A 19,375-nucleotide genomic window follows, 5' to 3' on the forward strand; every position below is an offset into this window, starting at 1 on the left:
GGGAGGACACCATGTCGGAAAAAAGAGTTCAGCCTTTGGCACGCGATGCAATGGCCTATGTCCTCGCAGGCGGCAGAGGAAGCCGCCTGAAGGAATTGACGGACCGCCGGGCAAAACCCGCCGTCTATTTCGGCGGCAAGGCGCGCATCATCGATTTTGCGCTCTCCAACGCGCTCAATTCCGGCATTCGCCGCATCGGCGTCGCCACGCAATACAAGGCGCACTCGCTCATCCGCCACCTGCAGCGCGGCTGGGACTTCTTCCGCCCCGAGCGTAACGAAAGCTTCGATATTCTGCCGGCCTCCCAGCGCGTTTCCGAAACGCAATGGTATGAAGGCACGGCCGACGCCGTCTACCAGAACATCGACATCATCGAGCCCTATGCGCCGGAATATATGGTCATCCTCGCCGGCGACCATATCTACAAAATGGACTACGAATACATGCTGCAGCAGCATGTCGATTCCGGTGCGGACGTGACGATCGGTTGCCTTGAAGTGCCGCGCATGGAAGCAACCGGCTTCGGCGTGATGCATGTGAATGAAAAAGACGAGATCATCGATTTCATCGAAAAGCCGGCCGATCCGCCGGGCATTCCCGGCAATGAAGGCTTCGCTCTCGCCTCGATGGGCATCTACGTCTTCCACACGAAATTCCTGATGGAAGCCCTGCGCCGCGACGCCGCCGACCCGACTTCCAGCCGCGACTTCGGCAAAGACATCATTCCCTATATCGTCGAGCACGGCAAAGCCGTCGCCCATCGCTTCGCCGATAGTTGCGTGCGTTCGGATTTCGAGCATGGCCCTTACTGGCGCGATGTCGGCACCATCGACGCCTATTGGCAGGCCAATATCGACCTGACGGATGTGGTGCCGGACCTCGATATCTATGACAAGTCCTGGCCGATCTGGACCTATGCGGAAATCACGCCGCCGGCGAAATTCGTGCACGATGACGAGAACCGCCGCGGCTCGGCCGTGTCTTCGGTCGTCTCCGGCGATTGCATCATTTCCGGGGCCTCCCTGCAGCGCAGCCTGCTGTTTACCGGGGTGCGCGCTAATTCATACTCCCGCCTTGAGAATGCCGTAGTACTGCCGAGTGTGAAGATCGGGCGTCATGCCCAGCTCAGCAATGTCGTCATCGACCATGGCGTGGTCATTCCGGAAGGACTGATTGTAGGAGAAGACCCAGAACTGGATGCCAAACGTTTCCGCCGCACCGAAAACGGCATTTGCCTTATCACCCAATCGATGATCGACAAGCTGGACCTGTAGAGCCCATGAATGTCCTTTCGGTTTCATCCGAAATCTATCCCCTGATCAAGACCGGAGGGCTCGCCGACGTTGCCGGCGCGCTCCCCATCGCGCTGGAAGCCCATGGCGTCACGACGCGCACATTGATACCCGGATATCCGGCGGTGAAAGCCGCCGTGACGGACCCCGTCAAATGTTTCGAATTTACCGATCTGCTCGGCGAAAAAGCCGATGTGCTCGAAGTGCGGCATGAGGGGCTCGACCTCCTCATTCTCGATGCGCCCGCCTATTACGAGCGCTCCGGCGGCCCCTATCTCGACCAGACCGGCAAGGATTATCCTGACAACTGGAAGCGTTTCGCGGCGCTTTCGCTGGCTGCGGCCCGCATTGCCGCCGGTGCGCTTCCCGGCTGGCGGCCGGATATGGTGCATGCCCATGACTGGCAGGCCGCGATGGCGCCGGTCTATATGCGTTATGCCGAAACGCCCGAGATTCCGAGCCTTCTCACCATCCACAACATCGCCTTTCAGGGCCAGTTCGGTGCGAATATTTTCAGCAAGCTTGCATTGCCCGCCCATGCCTTCGGCATGGAAGGCATCGAATATTACAACGATGTGAGCTTCCTGAAGGGCGGCCTGCAGACGGCAACGGCGCTCAGCACCGTCAGCCCGTCCTATGCCGAGGAAATCCTCACCCCGCAATTCGGCATGGGCCTGCACGGCGTCATCGGCAGCCGCGCCCATGTGCTGCACGGCATCGTCAACGGCATCGATGCCGATGTCTGGAACCCGGCGACGGACCATCTGATCCACGACAATTATTCGGCCGCCAATCTCAAGAACCGCGCGCTGAACAAGAAGGCGGTCGCCGAACATTTCCGCATCGACGATGATGACAGCCCGCTTTTCTGCATCATCTCCCGCCTCACCTGGCAGAAGGGCATCGACCTCATGGCGGAAGCCGTGGACGAGATCGTTTCCCTCGGCGGCCGTCTGGTGGTGCTGGGCGCCGGCGATGTGGCGCTGGAAGGCGCGCTTCTGGCGGCGGCATCCCGCCACCATGGCCGCGTCGGCGTTGCCGTCGGTTATAACGAGCCGTTGTCGCATCTGATGCAGGCGGGCTGCGATGCGATCATCATTCCCTCGCGTTTCGAACCCTGCGGCCTCACCCAGCTTTATGCGCTGCGTTATGGCTGCATTCCGGTCGTCGCCCGCACCGGCGGCCTTGCCGACACGGTGATCGACGCCAACCATGCCGCCATCGCCAATAAATCGGCGACCGGTGTGCAATTTTCACCCGTCACGCTCGATGGTCTGAAACAGGCGATCCGCCGGACCGTCCGTTATTACCACGACCCGAAACTATGGACACAAATGCAGAAACTCGGAATGAAATCCGATGTTTCCTGGGAAAAGAGCGCCGGTCTTTACGCCGCGCTTTACAGCCAGCTTATTTCGAAAGGCCATTGAAACAATGATCAAGACCGTTCAGACGAAGCCCTATCAGGACCAGAAGCCGGGCACATCCGGCCTGCGCAAGAAGGTGCCAGTCTTCGCCCAGGAAAATTACGCCGAGAACTTCCTCCAGTCGATCTTCGACGCGCTTGAGGGCTTTCAGGGCCAGACGCTGGTGATCGGCGGCGACGGCCGTTATTACAATCGCGAAGTCATCCAGAAGGCGATCAAGATGGCCGCCGCCGCCGGTTTCGGCAAGGTATTGGTCGGTCAGGGCGGCATTCTCTCGACGCCTGCCGCCTCCAACGTCATCCGCAAATACAAGGCCTTCGGCGGCATCGTGCTTTCCGCCAGCCATAATCCCGGCGGCCCGAACGAAGATTTCGGCATCAAATACAATATCGGCAATGGCGGTCCCGCACCGGAAAAGATTACCGATGCGATCTATGCCCGCTCGAAGGTCATCGACAGCTATAAAATCTCCGACGCCGCCGATATCGATCTCGACAAGGTGGGCAGCTTCAAGGTGGACGAGCTGACGGTCGAGGTGATCGATCCGGTTGCCGACTACGCCGCCCTGATGGAAGAACTGTTCGATTTCGCCGCCATCCGTGCGCTGATCGCCGGCGGTTTCAAGGTCGTGGTCGACTCCATGAGCGCCGTCACCGGTCCCTATGCCGTGGAAATCATCGAAAAGCGTCTCGGCGCGCCGAAGGGCTCCGTCCGCAACGCAACGCCGCTGCCGGATTTCGGCGGCCATCACCCTGACCCGAACCTTGTCCATGCCAAGGAGCTTTATGACGACGTCATGAGCCCGGAAGGCCCTGATTTCGGCGCCGCTTCCGATGGCGATGGCGACCGCAACATGGTGGTCGGCAAGGGCATGTTCGTCACCCCGTCCGACAGCCTCGCCATCATCGCCGCCAATGCCAAACTGGCCCCCGGTTATGCCGCCGGCATTTCCGGCATCGCCCGCTCGATGCCGACCAGTGCGGCAGCCGACCGTGTGGCCGAAAAGCTCGGCCTTGGCATGTATGAAACGCCGACCGGCTGGAAATTCTTCGGCAATCTCATGGATGCCGGCAAGGTGACGATCTGCGGCGAAGAAAGCTTCGGCACCGGCTCCAACCATGTGCGCGAAAAGGACGGCCTGTGGGCCGTGCTCTACTGGCTGAACATCGTCGCCGCGCGCAAGGAAAGCGTGAAGGACATCGTCACAAAGCACTGGGCCGAATATGGCCGCAACTATTATTCCCGCCATGACTACGAGGAAGTGGATTCGGACGCCGCCAACACGCTGGTCGCAACCCTGCGCGAAAAACTCGCCACGCTTCCCGGCACCAGCTATGGCAATCTGAAGGTCGCGGCGGCGGATGATTTTGCCTATCACGATCCGGTCGATCAGTCGGTGAGCAAAAATCAGGGCATCCGCATCCTGTTCGAAGGCGGTTCGCGCATCGTGCTGCGCCTCTCCGGCACGGGTACTGCGGGCGCCACGCTTCGCCTCTATGTCGAGCGTTATGAGCCGGATGCGGCCCGTCACGGCATCGAAACGCAGGAGGCGCTTGCCGACCTGATTTCCGTTGCCGATACGATCGCCGGCATCAAGGCCCATACCGGCCGCAACGCACCGAGCGTTATTACGTAAGGGCTTGCCGCCCGCTCATGAGGGACGCACTGAAAGCGTCCCTCACTCGGCCTTGCCTCCCTTTTCCATTCTGGAAGAGAAACACCGTTCCCCGGAGAGACAGACCATGCAGACACCTTCCGTTTTCCCCAAAGGTGCAATCCAGACGGAAAACGGAACGGAATTCACGGTCTATTCCCGGCACGCCTCGCAGATCGATCTCTGCCTTTTCGATACCAAGGGCGAAAAAGAAACGGCCCGTTTGCCGATGACGCGCGGTGAAGATGACGTTCACCGGTTGATCATCTCCGACGCCGGCCCTAGCACAAGATACGGCTTCCGCGCTCACGGCATTTACGCTCCTGAACACGGCCTCTGGTTCGATCCTGCGAAACTGCTGCTCGACCCCTATGCCACGGAGATCGACCGCCCCTTCCGGCACGATCCCGCGCTTTACGCCTTTGGTGCGGAAACCGGCGGGATCATGCCGAAGGCGATCCTTTCGCAGCATGAGCCGGTCCGGCGTCAACCGCCGTTTTTTGCCGAAGGCGGACTGATTTACGAACTCGCCGCCAAATCCTTCACCCGGCTGCATCCTGAAGTGCCGGAAGAGATCAGGGGCACCGTTGCCGCCCTTGCCCATCCCGCCATTGTCGCGCACTTGAAAAAAATCGGCGTCGATGCGGTGGAGTTGATGCCGATCACAGCATGGATCGACGAGCGCCACCTGCCGCCGCTCGGCCTTTCCAATGCCTGGGGTTATAATCCCGTCGGTTTCATGGCGCTCGATCCGCGCCTCTGCCCCGGCGGCGTGCGGGAATTGCGGGATACGGTTGCGGCACTGCATGCGCAAGGCATCGGCGTCATTCTCGATCTGGTCTTCAACCATACCGGCGAAAGCGATATCGAAGGTTCTATCCTGTCGTTGCGCGGGCTCGATAACCTCACCGCCTTCCGCCACCCGCCGGGAAAGCCGGGCGTGCTGATCAACGATACCGGCACCGGCAACACGGTCGCCTGCGATCATCCCTATATTCGCCAGCTCATCGTCGATTCCCTCCGGCATTTCGTTCTGAATGCCGGCGTGGATGGCTTCCGTTTCGACCTCGCGCCCGTGCTCGGGCGAACGGCCAATGGCTTCGACATGACAAGCGAAACGCTCGCGGCCATGCATTCGGACCCCTTGCTTTACGACCGCCTGCTGATCGCCGAACCATGGGATATCGGCCCCGGCGGATATCAGCTCGGCAATTTCCCCGAAAGCTTTCTGGAGTGGAACGACCGCGCCCGCGACGATATGCGCCGCTTCTGGCGCGGCGACGCCGGCACCACCGGGGCGCTGGCCGACGCGCTTTCCGGGTCTTCGCCGATCTTTTCCCGCCATGGCCGGTCGAACAGCCGCAGCGTCAATTTTCTCGCCGCCCATGACGGTTTCACCCTGTTCGATCTCGTCAGCCACGAACACAAGCACAATGAAAAAAACGGCGAGAACAATCGCGACGGCCATAATGAAAACCACTCCTGGAACAATGGTTTCGAAGGCCTGACGGATGATCCTGCCATTGTCGCCGCCCGCATTGCGGATGTGAAGGCGCTGCTTTCCACCCTGTTCGTCAGCCGCGGCGTCTTGATGCTGACCGCCGGCGATGAGGGCGGCCGCAGCCAGCATGGCAACAACAACGCCTATTGTCAGGACAATAACATCACCTGGATCGACTGGTCTTCGCTTGCCCCCGAACTGATCGATCACACCGCATTTCTCGCAGCGCTTCGCAAACGCTTCGGCGTCTTTTCCGAGACCGGCTTCTTTTCCGGCAGCGGCGATGTGACATGGCTTGCCCCGGGCGGGGAACCCATGACGGTTGCGGACTGGGAAAACCCGAATGGACCGGCCTTCGCCATGGTGCTGTCAACGTCGGACAGGGAAACGGGCGACGAGGTCGAGCTTGCGGTTCTCATCAATCGCGGTCGCGAAGTCGTTCCTTTCACGCTGCCCGGCAATGGCTGGCATGCGATCGGCACGGATTTCGGCAATCCCGCCTTCCTGCCAGCCCGCTCCGTGGTGTTTTATCTGCGCAGTTGATCCCTTCGCGTCGCCAGCCGTATAAGTCCCTGGAAACAATGCGGACGAGGTAACATGACAAAAGAAATTGCGCTGGCGGAGATGAAAAATCTGGTCGGCACGGAAATGGGCGTTTCCGACTGGATTACCGTCGACCAGACGATGATTGACGCCTTCGGAAAAGCGACGCTGGACGAACAGTTCATCCACACCGATCCGGAACGCGCCAAAGCGGAAAGCCCCTTTGGCGGCACCATCGCGCATGGATTCCTGACGTTGTCTCTGCTTTCGGCGCTGAATTACGATGCCCTGCCCCGCATCCGCGAACAGACCATGGGCATCAATTACGGCTTCGATGCGGTTCGTTTCGTTACGCCGGTCAAAAGCGGTGCGCGGGTGCGCGGCCGCTTCACACTGGCGGAGGCGCGTTTTCGCGGCGCGGCCATGTTGATGACGACCTATGACGTGACGGTAGACATCGAAAACGAGAAAAAGCCGGCGCTTACCGCCCGCTGGACCACCATCAGCCAGTTCAACCCGGAGGACAGGCCGGAAGACGCCTGAAACCGCAGCAAGGGAGAGACCGCATGCATGACGAAGCCGTAAGGAATGCGTTTCTCGTGCAGGCAAGAGCCTGCGACAGCCTCGGCTCGCCCTTTACCGCGCGGCTCTGCCGCACCATGGCAGCAAGGCTCGACCGCCATACCGAGGTGGGCGAGCGGATTTTATCCTGGCCAGGCGATGTCGGCCCCTCGGGCGATTCCGTTCCCCTGCGACTGGCGGGCGCCCTGCATGCACTCGCCATCGAGGAAAAGATCGCGTCGCTTGCCAATATCCCGCCGGAAGACGAAGAAGCGCTCTGGCAGGCCTGCGCCAGCGCCCTGCGTTTTCATTCCGCCTTCATCCTCGAAAGGTTGAAATCACCGCCGCAGACCAACGAGGTTCGCCGTTCCGCCGTTCTGCTGCCGGGCTTTCTTTCGATTGCGGCACTGGCCGGCAAGCCGCTGGTGCTTTCCGAAGTCGGAGCGAGCGCTGGCCTCAACCTGCAGTTCGACCGTTACCGATATCGCCTCGGCGATCTCACCTGGGGTGAGCAATCCGATGTTTTCCTGTCACCGGAATGGCGCGGCGACACCCCGGCCCATGAGCGGATCGAAGTTATCGAGCGCGCCGGCTGCGATCTCAACCCGCTCGACCCGTCATCCGCCGAAGATCGCTTGCGGCTGATGTCCTATGTCTGGGCCGACCAGACAGACCGGCTGGAGCGAACCGCGGCCGCCCTGCGGATAGCGGTGGAGCATGGTCTGCATGTCGAAAAGGCAGACGCGGTCGACTGGCTGAAACGCCGCCTTGCCACGCAATATCCGGGTGCTGTCCACGTCGTCTATCACTCAGTCGCCTGGCAATATTTGCCCGATGGACTGAAACAGGCAGGCGAGGCTGTGATTGCCGAAGCTGGAACCCGCGCCACGCCGGATGCCCCGCTTGCCCGGCTGCAAATGGAAGCGGACGCGACACCGGGCAGCGCCGCCATTACCCTGCAGATCTGGCCGACCGGCGAGAAACAGGAAATCGGCCGAGCCGATTTCCATGGACGATGGGTGGAATGGCGGGGCTGGGTGGCGGGTTAAACCGCCACGTCCTCAGCCGCTTCCTGCAACAGCCCGCCGACATATTCGGCAAAGGAACGCCAGCATTCCACCCGGAACGTATCGTCCGCCGTGCGCAGCAGCACCACTTCCGCCTTGCCGAAAACGGTACGTGAGCAAGCGCCGACAGGGAACTTTGCGAGAGAAATATCCTGCGGGCAGCCGGCATTGAGTGCCGCTTCCGCACCGGCACCGGAGACGATGACGGCCGTATTGCGGTGGGAAATATCGGTTGCAGAAAACAGGCCGGAAACGCCGGAGAGAGCCGCCATCAGGTCGCTTTCGCCCTGATCGATCACCAGCCATTCATCCGGGCCGAGCCACAAAGCGGACCGCAGGCCCGAGGTGACGGAGCTTTTCGGGCGGACAGGCAGGGCAAGACCGAGCGCTTGCGAAAGTGCCGGCAGGGCGCTTTCCCGGGCGCGCAGCGACAGCCGCGATGCGGAAGCCGCGGGCTTCAGCGAAACGAAGGGAGAGCCGCCGTGAAAATCCTCGAGCACGGATTTACGTTTTGCGTGAAGTTTGTCAGCCATTGAGACGGGCTCCTTCCTTGTCGAGGAAGACCATGTCGGTCACTTCGACGGCAATGGTTTTATCGGCGAGCGGAATATAGAGCGTTTCGCCCATGCGCGCCCTGCCATCCGCCACCAGCGCGAAAGCGACGGAATGGCCGAGATTTTCCGACCAGTAGGCGGAGGTGACATGGCCGAGCATGGTCATGGGTTTCGGCTGGTTTGGATCGACAACGATCTGGCCGCCCTCGTCCGGAACGGTCAGCCGGTCTTTCGTCTTCAGCCCGACAAGCTGTTTGCGGCCGGAGCGCGTGAGATCGGGGCGTTTCAGTCCGCGAATGCCGACGAAATCCGTCTTCTTCTTGGAAACGGCCCAGGCAAGCCCGGCATCGTCTGGCGTCACCGTGCCGTCCGTATCCTGCCCAACGATGATATAGCCCTTTTCCGCACGTAGAATGTGCATGGTCTCGGTGCCATAAAGGCAGCCGCCGACGGCTTCCGCCCTTTCGCGGATCGCCGACCAGACGGCGGCGCCATAGTCCGCAGGAACGTTGATTTCGAAACCCAGTTCGCCGGTGAATGACACGCGGAAGAGCCGTGTCGGCACACTGCAGAATGTGCCTTCGGCCACCGCCATATGCGGGAAGGCCTCCGGCGAGAGATCAATGCCCTCGACGAAGGGCGCGATAACCTCGCGCGCCTTTGGCCCCTGCACGGCAATCACGGCCCATTGTTCGGTGGCCGAGGTGAGCCAGACATCGAGATCGGGGAATTCGGTCTGGAGATAATCTTCCATGTGCTGGAGAACGCGCGGCGCACCGCCCGTGGTCGTCGTCACGTGGAAACGGTCTTCGGCAAGACGTCCGACAACGCCGTCGTCGTAAACGAAACCGTCTTCGCGGGTCATGATGCCATAACGGCAGCGGCCGGGTTTCAGCGTATCCCAGGCATTGGTGTAGATGAGGTTCAGGAACTTCGCAGCATCCGGGCCGACCACTTCGATCTTGCCGAGCGTGGAGGCATCGAACACGCCGACGCTTGTCCGAACCGTCTTGCATTCGCGGTTGATCGCCTCATGCATGTCCTCGCCCGCCCGCGGGAAGAACCAGGCGCGCTTCCAGTTGCCGACATCCTCGAACACCGCACCGGCAGCCAGCTCTTCCTCGTGCATCGGCGTCTTGCGGGCCGGGTCGAACAGCGCGCCGCGCGAATGGTTGATGAGCGTGCCGAAGGTGACCGGCGTATAGGGCTGGCGGAAGGTGGTGAGACCGACCTTGGGCAAATCCCGGCCAAGCGCTTCAGATGCGATGGCAAGGCCGTGCATATTGGACATCTTGCCCTGATCGGACGCCATGCCATTGGTGGTGAAGCGCTTGATATGCTCGACGGAATGCATGCCTTCGCGCACGGCAAGGCGGATATCCTTGGCGCAGACATCGTGCTGGAAATCGATGAAGGCCTTGACGCCGGTGCCCTCACCCGCGCCTTCGGCCGCACCGATCATGCCGCCTGTCCAGGTCCTGGCATTCTCGCCGGAAAACTCCACGCCGCCGCCACCGGCGGCCGCGGCCTCGGCAATCAGCGCGGAAAGATCGTCCGTGCCGTTGCAGGCGCCGATGGAAACACCGTTCTGCACATGGATATCTGGCAGGAAACGCTGGTTAGCCGTGTCAAACTTCAGCTTGCCACGCGATTGCGAGAAGAGATGCACCGAAGGCGTCCAGCCAGCGGAAACCACAAGCGCGTCGATGGCGATCTTGCGCTTGTTGGAGCCGCCATTGCGGCCGACGGTCATCGAGGAGACGCGCAGGCGGCCGGCGGTATTGTAAACGCTATGGCCCGCCAGCACTTCGATGCCGAGCGCCCGCGCCTCATCCAGCAGACGCTGATCCGGGTTCTCGCGGCAATCGACGATGGCGGCGATCTTCACCCCGGCCTTTTTCAGATCGAAGGCCGTCTCATAGGCCGAATCATGGGCGGTGTAGACCCCGACATTTTGGCCCACGGCGACGCCGTAATGGTTGAGATAGGTGCGTGCGGCCGAGGCCAGCATGATGCCGGGGCGGTCATTATTGGCAAAGACCATGTGGCGTTCGATCGCACCCGCCGCCAGCACGACCTTTTTGGCGCGAACCTGCCACAGCCGCTCACGCGGCTGGTGTCTGGCGGGCGTGGCGAGATGATCGGTCACCCGCTCGGCCAGCGCCACGAAATTGTGGTTGTAATATCCAAAAGCGGTGGTGCGGGTCAGAACCCGCACATTGGGCAGGGACTTCAGTTCGGCAAAAACCTTCTGCGCCCATTCGTAACCGGGCAGACCGTCAATGACCGTGCCAGTGTCGAAACGCAGCGCACCGCCGACTTCGGCATTTTCATCGACCAGAATGACGCTGGCGCCGGTTTTCGCGGCAGCAAGCGCCGCGGTCAGACCGGCGACGCCTGCGCCGACCACCAGCACGTCGCAATGGGCATAACGGCCGGAATAATGATCCGCATCCGGCTCGCTCGGCGCCTTGCCGAGACCGGCGGCGCGGCGGATAAGCGGTTCGTAAATCCTGTGCCAGGCGGCCTTCGGCCACATGAAGGTCTTATAATAAAACCCGGCCGCGAACATCGGCGACAGGAGGTCGTTGATCGCACTCAGATCGAAGGATAGCGATGGAAAGCGGTTCTGCGAGGCGATGATCGCGCCATCGAACACTTCCTGCACCGTGGCGCGCACATTGGGCTGCTTGCGCAGGCTGTCGCGCGACACATCGATCAGCGCATTCGGCTCTTCCGGCCCGGCGGAAAGGAAGCCGCGCGGCCGGTGATATTTGAACGAGCGGCCGATCAGATGCACACCATTGGCCAGAAGCGCGGAGGCGACCGTGTCCCCCTCCAGCGCCTGATAAATCTTGCCATCGAAGGTGAAGCGCGCGGTTCTGGCCGGGGTGAGACGACCGGCCCCCTTGATACGATAATCGCCGCTCATTGCCCGGCTCCCTTTTCTGCGGAAAGGACCGTCTCAGTATCGGGTTTCGGCTCACCCGCCTTGTAGGTCATCAGGAATTTGTCGCTGACCGAATCGCGGGCGGCGTTGAAGAAGCGGCCGCAGCCGTGAATGTGACGCCAGCGCTCGAAAACGAGGCCCTTGTCATTGTCGCGAATGAAGAAATATTCGGCGAAGGCCTCGTCGGAAATATCGGCGATGTTTTCCGGCCGGGCAATATGGGCTTCGCCCGCCCAGCGGAATTCCAGTTCGGAACGGTCTTCCCCGCAATAGGGGCAATGGATCAGAAGCATCGTCGCTCCACCTAGAGAGAATTTTCCGGAAGCGCTGTTCCGGCGGGTTGGTCACACAGCCGCTTTCCCATGGCTACGAAAGGGGAAAGCCGCTTTAAAAGCTGCTCGAAATTATCGAAAGGGCGTAGCGCCGAGGCCCGGCCCATATTGACGATGGCAACCGCCATCATGTCGGTGTCGATTGCGAAGGGGTAATCCTGCTCGCCATCCTCCTTCTCGCCGACAAAATAAACCATCTTGTTCGCGAGACTCGGAGCACAGAGAAGCAGGCCTTTTTCCGCCACGAAAGGCCAGTCTTTCTCACCGTGCATCTTCGCAATCTTCTGGCTGCGAAAATCCCTGGCCTCGGGAATGACGCTGCCGACGGGCACGGCCAAGGCCGCGCCTGATATGTTGATCGCAAGCATGGCCGCCGCCAGCATCAATGCGCCACCGCGGCAGCGGCAGCCTCATCGATAAGACGGCCGGTACGGAACCGGTCGAGCGTCAGCCCCGCCGCCAGACGGTGCGGTTCACCGCGCGCGATGAGATGCGCGAAGAGGTTCGCCGAACCCGGCGTCGCCTTGAAGCCGCCCGTGCCCCAGCCGCAATTGACGAAGAGGTTCGGCACCGGCGTCACGCTCTGGATCGCCGAGCGGTCGGGCGTGTTATCGGTAATGCCGCCCCATTGCCGCATCATCTTGACGCGGCGGAAGATCGGGAACAGCTCGCAGATGGCGTCGAGCGTGTGGGTGATGATCTGCAGGCCGCCGGTCTGGGAATAGGAGTTATATTGGTCGGTGCCTGCGCCGATGACCAGCTCTCCCTTGTCGGATTGCGAAATATAGGCGTGGACCGTGTTGGACATCACCACGCAGGGGAAGATCGGCTTCAGCGGCTCCGAAACCAGCGCCTGCAGCGGGTTGGAATGCAGCGGAACGCGCACATCCGCCATCTTCATGATGACAGAGGAATGACCGGCGGCGGAAACGCCGATTTTCTTCGCACCGATGAAACCGCGATTGGTCTCCACACCCGTCACCGCCCCGTCCGGCCCACGGCGAATGCCCGTAACCTCGCAGTTCTGGATGATGTGCACGCCGCGGTCGGAGGCCGCGCGGGCATAACCCCAGGCCACCGCATCGTGGCGCGCCGTGCCGCCGCGGCGCTGGAGCGCTGCGCCATTGATCGGATACCGCGCATTGCCGGAAATATCGAGCGGCGGGCAATAGGCCTTCGCCTGCTCCGGCGTCAGCCACTCATTGTCGATGCCGTAAAGACGGTTGGCATTGATATGGCGGCTGAAGGACTGCCGGTCATGGATATTGTGCGACAGCATCATCACGCCGCGCGCCGAATACATGACGTTGTAATTGAGATCCTGGCTCAGGCCTTCCCACAATTTCAGGGAATGCTCGTAAATATCCATGCTCTCTTCATAGAGATAGTTGGAGCGGATGATGGTGGTGTTGCGGCCGGTATTGCCGCCGCCAAGCCAGCCTTTTTCCAGAACTGCGACATTGGTAATGCCGTGTTCCTTGGCAAGATAATAGGCAGCCCCCAGCCCGTGGCCGCCGCCGCCGATGATGATGACATCGTAATCCTTGCGCGGTTCGGGCGAGGCCCATTGCGCATCCCACCCCTTATGACCCCTGAGCGCCTCACGCGCCACGGCAAAAACGGAATATTTGCGCATTCGCAATCTGCTCCTCAAGAACCGGCCAGAGGCCGGAAACATGGCTCCGGCCCTTATCATACACATGGCAAATCGGGATGGGAGGCAATATCCATTTTGCGACGCCGCAATGATTTTGTTTCGACATCGCAGGCAGAATTCCGGGCAAGCCGCATTTTGCTGGGTGATTATGCGCTACCGGCTGGACTTGCTGCAAATGATCTGTTATTGCACGTCACCAATCGCCCGGCTCGACAGCCGAACGAACGATTTTTTATTTGCGTGCGAATGCCTTATTCACATAGCAAATTAACCAAACCAAAGGAACGGGATTCACGTGCAGGTACTAGTCCGCGACAATAACGTTGATCAGGCGCTCCGCGCCCTGAAGAAAAAGATGCAGCGCGAAGGCATTTTCCGTGAAATGAAGATGCGCGATTACTACGAAAAGCCCTCCCAGAAGCGCGCTCGCGAAAAGGCTGAAGCCGTTCGCCGCGTTCGCAAGCTGGCACGCAAGCGTGCACAGCGCGAAGGTCTGGTTGCAGGCCCCCGCGCAGGCCGTTAATAGGCCGTCTTTTGGACGTTTTTGAATGCTTGTTGGGCGGGGGCGATCAATTCGCCGCCGCTCTTTGTGTTTGTGGCCGGAGAACGCTCTTGAAAACGACCGTGAGACCGGCCTGCGAGGGAACCCACACCGAATGATCGCTGTCGACGCCTGTGTTGTGAAAAACTCCGATGCCTCCACGCGCCGGGTGCCATTGAAAAACAACAGAGGGTTCCGCGCTTCTCTGGTCGTCTGTACCGTCCTTGCCGGTCTTTCCGGCTGCGCGACATCCAACCAGACGGAAGATGTGTTCAGGATCGACCGTGCCCAGGGTTCGCAGGAAAACATCGCCTCGCTCACCTCGGTCATCAACGCCAATCCGCAGGATCCAGAAGGCTATAACGTCCGCGGCTCGGCTTACGGCCGCGCCGGCGATTCGCGCCGCGCCATCGAGGATTTCAACAAGGCGCTGCAACTCAACCCGCGCTTTTATCAGGCCTATGCCAACCGCGCGCTGGTCTATCGCAACTCTGGGCAGCAGCAGCAGGCCCTGCAGGACTACAACGCCGCCCTGCAGATCAATCCAAGCTACGATGTGGCGCTGATCGGCCGTGGCAATCTTTACCGCCAGTCCGGGCGTGTGAACGAAGCCTTCAACGATTTCTCCCGCGCCATCGAGCTTGAAACCACCGACGGACGCGCCTGGCACAATCGCGGCCTGATCTACCAGCTGCGCAACCAGCATGCCCAGGCCATCGAGGACTTCTCCAAGGCAATCTCGCTGTCGTCGACCTCGCCGGAGCCCTATAACGGCCGCGGCCTTTCCTATGTCGCCTTGAACGACGATGAAAACGCCTTCGCCGATTTCAACCACGCCATTTCGCTGGATGGCAATGTGGCGGAATCCTGGGCCAACCAGGCGCTAGTCTATGAGCGTCGCGGCGAGATGGCCAAGGCCGCCAAGTCCTATGGCCATGCGGCCCGGCTCGACCCGAAATACAAGCCCGCGCTTGACGGCGTTGCCCGCACGCGCGGCGCCGGCGCTTCCTGATCAAACGGGCATGAACAAAAAAGCCGGCAGGTTTGACACCTGCCGGCTTTTTTTATGGAAAACGCTGAAGCCTCAATGGCTGTCGCGGCGTGCCTCTGGCGTGGCATCGCCCGCCCACAATTCAGCCTGCACGGCGTTTTGAAATTCCATGACCTCGCGCCGCATGGCGGCGTCCTCATAGCCAAGCGCCATCAGACGGGCGGCCAGCTCACGGCACTCCCTGCGCCAGAAATCATTCGCCTCCACACCATGCAGCCGGTCAAGCATGGTTGCACATCTTTTTACGTCGGCAATACGGTTCTTTGCCGGAAAGGCGATTACTTCTGAACTCGTTGTCACGCGGGCACCTTGCTCTTGCTGAGGAATCAATACCGACTTTTTAAAGGCGAGATGGTTAACGAAGTCTGCAGAGGGCGTAAGACAGCCGACAATGGCCGCAAGAGAACGATCTTACGCCTCTCAAAAGCAGGAAATCGCCTGGTAAGGCAGCCCCGATTGGGGGAAGTCATCGATTACCGAGGAATTTACCAATCAAGATTACCGAAATTTCATGCCGCAACCGTTAGAAGAAGTATATGTGTGTTGAAACAGCACCGGTCTCATCGTATATTTCTTGCAAAGAAGAAAAATGCCGCAGCGCAGTCAAAAATGGAGAAATCGTTCTCGGGAGGAGAGCACCATGTATGCACCTCGTGTTTTTTTCAGCATGATCGGTGCATTGCTTACCTTTGCGGTTGCGACATATTTCATCCACGGCTCGTTCTACACGGCATTCATCCAGACCCTCATCTGCGCGGTCATTCTGCAAGTCGGTTATTTTATTGGGATTCTCGTTCTGGTCGCCCGGGAAAAGCGGCGGATGCGCGAAACCTTCGCGCGGGACCGTGGCGCCGAGGCAATGCAGCCGGACGCCGTAAAAAGCCCGCCGCCGCACGGTGCGAAACTGACCGATATGTGAGCTTTCACGCAGCTTCATTTATTGCGTCGCAAAAAAATCGCTTGCATCCACACCCGTGACACTTTCTGCTGGCCAAATCCTGACGGTTGGTCAAAGCAGAAGGACAATACATGGTGAGCGGTTCACAGCCCATTTGCGTCATCATCGCTGCGAAAAATGCATCCGAAACGATCGATATCGCCATACGTTCCGCCCTTGTGGAACCGGAGGTCGGCGAAGTCGTGGTGATCGACGATGGTTCCACCGACACGACGAGCGATGTGGCGCATGCGGCGGATGACGGCACGGGCCGTCTGCGGGTCGTGCGATTCGAGGTCAATCGAGGCCCTTCGGCTGCGCGCAACCACGCCATCTCGATTTCATCGGCGCCGCTCATCAGCATTCTCGATGCGGACGACTTCTTTTTCCGGGGCCGTTTCGCCGCCATGCTGGCCGATGACGACTGGGATCTGGTGGCCGACAATATCGCCTTCATCCAGCAATCGGTCCCCGGTGCATCCTCCATGCAGCCGGTCCGTTTCGAACCGCAGGCGCGGTTTCTGTCGCTGACGGAATTCGTGGAAGGCAATATTTCCAGGCCCGGCGTCGAACGCGGGGAAACCGGGTTTCTGAAGCCGGTCATACGCCGCGCTTTTCTCGACAAACATGCTCTGCGTTACGATGACGGCCTGCGGCTCGGTGAAGATTACGAGCTTTACGTGCGGGCGCTGGCCGCCGGTGCGCGTTACAAGGTCATCCGCCATTGCGGTTACGGCGCGATCGTGCGCGGCAACTCGCTGAGCGGCCGCCATCGCACCGAAGATCTTCGCCGCTTATATGAGGCGGACAAGGCCATTCTCGCCGGCTGCCGGCTTTCGGCAGAGGAAACGGCGATCCTGCGCGAACATGAAAAACACATCCGCGCCAAATTCGAGCTTCGCCATTTTCTCGATGCGAAAAAGCAGAAGGGCATGGGCGGCGCGCTGAGCCATGCCCTTGCGCGGCTCCCCGCCCTGCCCGCCATCACGCGCGGCATCTGGAGCGACAAGACCGCCCGGTTCCGTAAATCCCCGCCGGTGCGGGATGTGCGTTATCTGCTGGACGGTACGCCGGTTTCGTAGGGGAAAAGACGACCTGCGCCAATTCCTCGCCGTCATCCTCGGGCTTGTCCCGAGGATCTACCCGCGTATCGTATGATCGGCCGGTTGCAGATGCTCGAGACAGGCCCGAGCATGACGATAGAGACCCTAGAGGATGGCATCCTCAAGCGAAGGCGGCAGAAAATTCTCTGCCGCATCCACTCTTCGCCCTCAGAGATAGTCCCTCTTCACCGTTTCCAGAACGGCGGCAAAGCGCTCCTTGCGCTCTTCCAGCCGGCCATCCGGGCTGAGGCGCGGCTCCGCGCGGCTTGCCTGCCAGAGCGCCAGCGTGGAAGGCGCGGCCAGCACCTGCTTGGCCAATTTGCGCAATGACCGGGGCTGCGTTTCCTGCGGTCGCACCAGCACGTCACCCTCATGCGCCGGAACGGAACCGGTCTCGGCAATGACGGGGCCGGGCGGCGGCGGGAAGCTCATGCCCCAGAAGCGCGAGCCCTTTTTCGCCGCCTCGGCGCGGGTCGAAACCGGCACATAGCGCGGCTGATATTCGACACCCACGCTGCCGGCCCAGTCGCTCCATTTGAAGCTGTTGATCGACGGCGAGGTACTGACCGCGACCCATGGCACGCGGAAGGCATCGGCAAGGATTGCGCCATGCATGGATTCGGCAACGATGAATTCCGACTGGGCGATGGCGCGGATCACCGCTTTCGCCTCGCCGCGCGGGTCGAGATAGGTCAGTCCCGCCGGTTCGCAGACGGTTTCCCACATGCCGAATTCCGCCGATTCCCAGTGCGGAACGAAGGTCTTCTTGTAGAGCTTCGGCAGGCCTTTGAAATCGGGCATCTCGGTGACCATGACGGCCGGATCGACAATGCCCTTTTCGGGCGCGAGCCCCAGCTTGGCAGCGGTTTTTTCGCCGCGCACGCAGCGAATATCCCAGAACTCGGTGCTGGTATCCGGCACCGCGCCATAACCATAGCCGCTGCCGATCACCAGCTTGCGCTGCTTTGCGGGCAAAAGAACATCGTTCAGCACGGTGCCGACGCCCCGAGCATGACATCGTCATGCACATCGCGCAGGCCCGGAAGCAAAAAATCCCACAGCCACAGGTTGAGATCGTCACCGAAATTTCCGTGATGAGATTCCCAGTGGTAAGGTTTCATGAGGTCACTCCTGGGTGAAAAAACATATAAATTCTTGCGGGCGAGAATTCGCTCATCTGGAGCGGACGATTTTTCCAGCACCGAGCTCGAAAGCGGCGCGCAGCAGTGCCGGATCGCGCATCGCCCACTTCAGGAGCAGCCCGAATTCGGGCGCCTTGCGCCGTTTCAGATTGCCCGCCTGGCTCCACAGCGCCTGTTTGCGCGCCGTGTTTTTATAGGAAGCGATGGAGGCGACATCGTCCGGCCGGCGTGAGAAACGCCCCTCCAGCGTATCGAGCGCCACCCAGGTATTGAACTGCTGGCGCAGGAATTCCGGCGAGGTATTGTCGATGCTGTGGAAGATATTGACCCCCATGCCGCGCATCGCGCCGGCGTCGTCACAGAGAAGCGTGCGCTTCGATGCGAGGATGGAATCGCAGAAAAACAGCACGTCTTCCGCCGCCAGACGAAGCGCCGGGTCAAAGCGGATTTTCTCAAAAAGAGGACGGCCGATCACCATGCAGGAGAGATGCAGGAAGCTCCAGTTGCGCAGCATCACACTTGCCAGATCCGGCAGCTCGATCACCAGCGGCCTCTCGGAAAGCCTTGCCGCACCCTCATTCTTCTCGAGTTCGGAAATGGCAAAATGATAATAAAATTCGTCACTTGCCTGCATGGATGCCCAGTAGCACTCGCCGCCATAGGTCTGAAGCGCAAAGGCCGCATTCTGCAGATGATCGGGTGTCCAGATATCGTCGGAATCAAGAAAGGCGACATAGTCGGTGCCGTCAGGCACATTGTCCAGACCGGTGTTGCGGGCGCCGCCCGGGCCGGCATTGGCCTGTTTAATGACGAGAATCCGGTCTTTCTCACCCTGCGAAAGTTCCGCAAGTTCCTGATTGATCGGGTATGGCGATTCGTCATCGACGATGACAAGATCGAAATCCTGGTAAGTCTGCGCAAAAACCGATGCGAGTGCACGTCCCAAGACACCGTGTTGCTTTTGGTAGTAGGGAATGACGACAGTAAATCTTGCCATTGTTTCGCCCCTTGCGTTGATCAAGAAGTGTCGGGCCCGATCCTAAAAGCGGCCCCGATGGTATCG

The 19,375-nt window shown here is 60.4% G+C and carries 17 protein-coding genes and 1 pseudogene; 10 read left to right on the forward strand and 8 right to left on the reverse strand.

Going from position 1 to position 19,375, the window contains the following annotated elements:
- The first annotated feature begins 11 nt into the window (after positions 1 to 11).
- From glgC to L904_RS22555, 6 genes are all read left to right on the forward strand, one after another.
- The gene (gene glgC, locus L904_RS22530) at positions 12 to 1,274 is read left to right on the forward strand and encodes a glucose-1-phosphate adenylyltransferase (RefSeq protein ID WP_003522150.1); all 1,263 of its coding nucleotides are present in this window, start codon (positions 12 to 14) and stop codon (positions 1,272 to 1,274) included.
- 5 nt (positions 1,275 to 1,279) lie between these two features.
- A complete protein-coding gene (glgA, locus tag L904_RS22535; RefSeq protein ID WP_035263405.1) occupies positions 1,280 to 2,722 on the forward strand; it encodes a glycogen synthase GlgA in 1,443 nt (480 codons plus the stop codon).
- A gap of 4 nt (positions 2,723 to 2,726) precedes the next feature.
- Entirely contained in the window at positions 2,727 to 4,355 is a 1,629-nt protein-coding gene (locus tag L904_RS22540; RefSeq protein ID WP_020809756.1) for an alpha-D-glucose phosphate-specific phosphoglucomutase, read from the forward strand.
- Positions 4,356 to 4,461: 106 nt separating this feature from the next.
- Entirely contained in the window at positions 4,462 to 6,417 is a 1,956-nt protein-coding gene (gene glgX / locus L904_RS22545) for a glycogen debranching protein GlgX (protein ID WP_020809755.1), read from the forward strand.
- Between the two features lie 54 nt (positions 6,418 to 6,471).
- Positions 6,472 to 6,960, forward strand: coding sequence for a MaoC family dehydratase (locus tag L904_RS22550; protein ID WP_020809754.1), 489 nt, complete (start codon positions 6,472 to 6,474; stop codon positions 6,958 to 6,960).
- A 23-nt stretch (positions 6,961 to 6,983) separates the two neighbouring features.
- Positions 6,984 to 8,027 carry a DUF2332 domain-containing protein gene (locus L904_RS22555; protein WP_020809753.1) on the forward strand — a complete coding sequence of 348 codons (1,044 nt, stop codon included), beginning with the start codon at positions 6,984 to 6,986 and terminating at the stop codon, positions 8,025 to 8,027.
- Here L904_RS22555 and L904_RS22560 read toward each other — a convergent pair.
- The 5 genes from L904_RS22560 to L904_RS22580 are packed head-to-tail and all read right to left on the reverse strand — an operon-like array spanning position 8,024 to position 13,517.
- Positions 8,024 to 8,578: a sarcosine oxidase subunit gamma gene (locus tag L904_RS22560; protein WP_020809752.1), complete on the reverse strand. Its 555-nt coding sequence runs from the start codon at positions 8,576 to 8,578 to the stop codon at positions 8,024 to 8,026. The genes L904_RS22555 and L904_RS22560 overlap by 4 nt on opposite strands.
- On the reverse strand, positions 8,571 to 11,531 hold the full coding sequence (locus tag L904_RS22565) for a sarcosine oxidase subunit alpha (protein WP_020809751.1): 2,961 nt from the start codon (positions 11,529 to 11,531) through the stop codon (positions 8,571 to 8,573). Before L904_RS22565 ends, L904_RS22560 begins: the two co-directional genes overlap by 8 nt.
- Positions 11,528 to 11,842 (reverse strand): sarcosine oxidase subunit delta, encoded by a 315-nt coding sequence (locus tag L904_RS22570; protein ID WP_003508553.1) that lies wholly within the window; start codon positions 11,840 to 11,842, stop codon positions 11,528 to 11,530. Before L904_RS22570 ends, L904_RS22565 begins: the two co-directional genes overlap by 4 nt.
- Before the next feature lie 11 nt (positions 11,843 to 11,853).
- A complete protein-coding gene (locus tag L904_RS22575) occupies positions 11,854 to 12,264 on the reverse strand; it encodes a hypothetical protein (protein WP_020809750.1) in 411 nt (136 codons plus the stop codon).
- Positions 12,264 to 13,517: a sarcosine oxidase subunit beta family protein gene (locus L904_RS22580; RefSeq protein ID WP_003522141.1), complete on the reverse strand. Its 1,254-nt coding sequence runs from the start codon at positions 13,515 to 13,517 to the stop codon at positions 12,264 to 12,266. Before L904_RS22580 ends, L904_RS22575 begins: the two co-directional genes overlap by 1 nt.
- 316 nt (positions 13,518 to 13,833) lie before the next feature.
- Here L904_RS22580 and rpsU point away from each other — a divergent pair, with 316 nt between their 5' ends.
- Positions 13,834 to 14,061, forward strand: a complete 228-nt coding sequence (rpsU, locus tag L904_RS22585; protein WP_003508541.1) for a 30S ribosomal protein S21 — start codon at positions 13,834 to 13,836, stop codon at positions 14,059 to 14,061.
- Between the two features lie 133 nt (positions 14,062 to 14,194).
- On the forward strand, positions 14,195 to 15,091 hold the full coding sequence (locus tag L904_RS22590) for a tetratricopeptide repeat protein (RefSeq protein ID WP_003508539.1): 897 nt from the start codon (positions 14,195 to 14,197) through the stop codon (positions 15,089 to 15,091).
- A gap of 72 nt (positions 15,092 to 15,163) precedes the next feature.
- Here L904_RS22590 and L904_RS22595 read toward each other — a convergent pair whose 3' ends face one another.
- Positions 15,164 to 15,430, reverse strand: a complete 267-nt coding sequence (locus L904_RS22595; RefSeq protein ID WP_035239160.1) for a DUF6074 family protein — start codon at positions 15,428 to 15,430, stop codon at positions 15,164 to 15,166.
- Between the two features lie 340 nt (positions 15,431 to 15,770).
- Between L904_RS22595 and L904_RS22600 the strand changes: the two genes are divergently transcribed.
- Positions 15,771 to 16,049, forward strand: a complete 279-nt coding sequence (locus L904_RS22600; RefSeq protein ID WP_003522139.1) for an exopolysaccharide production repressor protein — start codon at positions 15,771 to 15,773, stop codon at positions 16,047 to 16,049.
- 110 nt (positions 16,050 to 16,159) lie between these two features.
- Positions 16,160 to 17,149, forward strand: coding sequence for a glycosyltransferase family 2 protein (locus L904_RS22605; protein ID WP_020811960.1), 990 nt, complete (start codon positions 16,160 to 16,162; stop codon positions 17,147 to 17,149).
- 189 nt (positions 17,150 to 17,338) lie between these two features.
- On the opposite strand, the pseudogene L904_RS22610 reads toward L904_RS22605, so the two are convergent.
- Positions 17,339 to 18,291 (reverse strand): annotated as a pseudogene (locus tag L904_RS22610) (polysaccharide pyruvyl transferase family protein).
- Between the two features lie 52 nt (positions 18,292 to 18,343).
- Entirely contained in the window at positions 18,344 to 19,309 is a 966-nt protein-coding gene (locus L904_RS22615) for a glycosyltransferase family A protein (RefSeq protein ID WP_031234228.1), read from the reverse strand.
- Positions 19,310 to 19,375: the final 66 nt, after the last annotated feature.

Source organism: Agrobacterium sp. LY4, from assembly GCF_001526585.1.
GTDB lineage: Bacteria > Pseudomonadota > Alphaproteobacteria > Rhizobiales > Rhizobiaceae > Agrobacterium > Agrobacterium leguminum.